The organism is Nocardiopsis sp. TNDT3 (genome assembly GCF_003427465.1).
Classification (GTDB): Bacteria; Actinomycetota; Actinomycetes; order Streptosporangiales; family Streptosporangiaceae; genus Nocardiopsis; species Nocardiopsis dassonvillei.
The window spans coordinates 1-2,292 of sequence record NZ_QPFC01000687.1; the positions used below are offsets into that span (position 1 = coordinate 1).

The following is a 2,292-nucleotide window of genomic DNA, read 5'->3' on the forward strand; positions in this document are numbered from 1 at the left end:
CTCCCTCCCCTTCCGGTTTTCGGTCCCACCCTCCGCGCTCGGTCGGGGCTTCCTCGCACTCCCCGCTGTGCCCACGCGGAACAGGGACTCTTCCGCCACCCGACCCTGCCGCCGAGCGGATTTCGGTCAGATACATAACCCCTGTTACGGACATAGCATCCGGCCGGAGAACCGCAGGTCACGCGAGCCGCGCCCGGCCGTCCCGGAAAACCTTCGCGCACCTCTCGAACACACCTCCGCAAACACCCCTCTGAACAGGCATAACACAAAGGCACCAGCGTCTCCGAAACCCGGCGGGAAACGCGTCGGGAGCGGCGTTTGCCGGAATTGCGCGGCGAGCATCCTTCCTATGGGAGCCGCGGCCGCACAGGCCGTTCTCCCAGGCCAGACCATCCGCTCCGACCTCCCCGAGCACCACAGACACCACCTTGGTCGAAGACCGGAGGAAACCACGACGTGTCCGCCCTCGCGATCGCCCCGACGTTTCTCAGCGACTTCACCCGCCTCACGCCCGACGTCCAGCTCAACACCCTGGCCGTGATGCGCGCCTGCCAGGTCGGCGACGAGCCCGACCTGGAGTCCGTCGCGGGCGCCGCCGACCCGGGCGTCCGGGTCGTCAGCATCGCCCCCGACTGGTCCGGCGTCGTCGTCCCCGACGCCGCGGGCCACGGCCGGACCGGTGACGGCGGCCTCGCCGACGGCACCCACTACCGCCTGGTCACCGTGCGCCCACGCGACGAGGCCCTGCGCTTCGCGCGCGACCTGCGCCCCGAGGTGTCGGCCGGGATCGACCCCGCCGAGGCCGACCCCACGCCCAGCGGCCCGCCCGAGCTGGCCGGGGCCCTGAGGGCCCCCTTCGACCAGTGGCAGCTGACCCTGCACCCCGACCAGCACCGGATCACCGAGGCGCACTACAACGGGTCCACGCAGGTCACCGGCGGCCCGGGGACCGGCAAGACCGTGATCGCGCTGCACCGCGCCGCCTACCTGGCCGAGCGCGACGCCGCCGCCCGCCCCGAGGACACCCGCGAGTCGGTGCTCCTGACCACCTACAACCGGGCGCTGGCGCAGTCCCTGGCCGAGCGGCTCGACCAGCTGCTGCCCGACCCCGCCGTACGCGCCCGCGTGCGCGTGGCCACCATCGACAGCCTCGCCCGCTCCGTCGTGCAGACCCACACCAGCGTGGCGCCCCGCATGGTCGGCAAGGACGAGCTGGCCCGGCGCTGGCGCGCGGTGGCGGTGGCCGACGGCCTGCCCTTCTCCGGCCGCTTCCTGGTGGACGAGTGGGAGCAGGTCATCCTCGCCAAGGGCCTGGAGCTGCTGCCCGACTACATCCGCTGCGAGCGCAGCGGGCGGGTGCAGCACCTGGCGCCCGAGCACCGCCGCCAGGTGTGGGAGACCGTGCGGCGCTACGTCGGCGCCATGAGGGTGGAGGGGATGTGGTCCTACCCCCAGCTGGCCGCCGAGGCCGCGCGGATCCTGGGCCACCGCGAGCCGCTGTTCCGGCACGCCGTGGTCGACGAGGCCCAGGACCTGCACCCGGCCCAGTGGCGGATGCTGCGCGCCGCCGTCCCGGAGGGGCCGGACGACCTGTTCATCGTCGGCGACCCGCACCAGCGGGTGTCCGACAACCGGGTGTCGCTGGCCTCGCTCGGCATCAACGTGCGCGGGCGCGGCCAGCGGCTGCGGGTGAGCTACCGGGTGACCCAGGAGATCCTGGACTGGAGCATGCCGATCCTGGACCGCCGTGCGGCCCTGGGCATGGACGACAACGCCGACACCCTGGCCGGGTACCGCTCGCTGCTGCGCGGTCCGGCGCCGGTGGTGCGCGGCTGCGAGGACCGCGCCGAGGAGCTCACCGCGCTGGGCGACTGGGTGCGGGTGTGGCTGGAGGCCGGGGTCAACCCGGCGGAGATCGCGGTGGCCGGGCGCAACCAGTGGATCGTGCGCGGCATCGCCAAGGAGCTGGAGGCCAGGGGCGTTCCCACCGCCCAGCTGGAGGACAGCGGTGCTGCCGAGGCGGTACGCGTGGGGACGATGCACCGGCTCAAGGGCCAGGAGTTCCGGTGCGTGGCGCTGATCGGCGTCAGCGACCACCTGCTGCCGCCCAAGGCCGCGATCGAGGCCGCCGACGGCGACCAGGTGGCGCTGGAGCACGCCTTCCAGCAGGAGCGGACGCTGCTGTTCGTGGCCTGCACCCGGGCCCGTGACGCGCTGTACGTGTCACACGTGGGCCGGGCCAGCCGTCTGATCGACCCCGGTCTGTGACGGCGCGGGGGCGGGGGCGTCGCG

General features: G+C 73.4%; 1 protein-coding gene. It reads left to right on the forward strand.

The features are described from left to right. Window positions 1-456 precede the first annotated feature (456 nt). On the forward strand, window positions 457-2,268 hold the full coding sequence (locus tag DQW06_RS17175) for a UvrD-helicase domain-containing protein (RefSeq protein ID WP_117198911.1): 1,812 nt from the start codon (window positions 457-459) through the stop codon (window positions 2,266-2,268). Window positions 2,269-2,292 lie beyond the last annotated feature (24 nt).